The 506-nt window shown below is 46.4% G+C and carries 1 protein-coding gene; it reads left to right on the plus strand.

What is annotated here, in order from left to right; all coding sequences use genetic code 11:
- Positions 1 to 378: GGDEF domain-containing protein (locus R7093_RS28440; RefSeq protein ID WP_318147436.1), on the plus strand; the 378-nt coding region annotated here is incomplete at its 5' end.
- Positions 379 to 506: the final 128 nt, after the last annotated feature.

Here is a 506-nt window from a genome sequence, read left to right on the forward strand (position 1 = left end):
GACATCGATCACTTCAAATCCATCAATGACGAATTGAGCCATTTGGTGGGTGACAAAGCGATCAAAAGTGTGTCACAGGAACTGGCGTCCTACTTCAAATTTAAAGGTGCATCGTGCGTGCGATTTGGTGGTGAAGAGTTCCTTGTAATTCTTGAGAACAGCCAATTAGACCGCGCAGAAATGCACGCTGAAAACTACCGCGAGCGTATTTTTAAATATGCATGGAGAGACATTCTTGGCGAACGCGGCCTAACCGTTTCCATCGGTATTACACTCCATCGCGAAGGGGAAAACACTCAGCGCACCTTCTACCGCGCCGATAAAGCCTTGTATCGTGCCAAAGCCAATGGCCGAAACCAAGTCTGTACCGAACTTTAAGCCACGCCCCAGTTGAAATCTGGGGCTTTATCATGCTTTTTATCAGCCCTCCCCGAATCTATTCACTTTTTGTTTAAATCTGTACTCAATCTCGCCAAACTTGCCTACAACTATCAGTACGCACTGAT

The sequence above is a fragment of the Vibrio sp. 1580 genome (assembly GCF_033340055.1).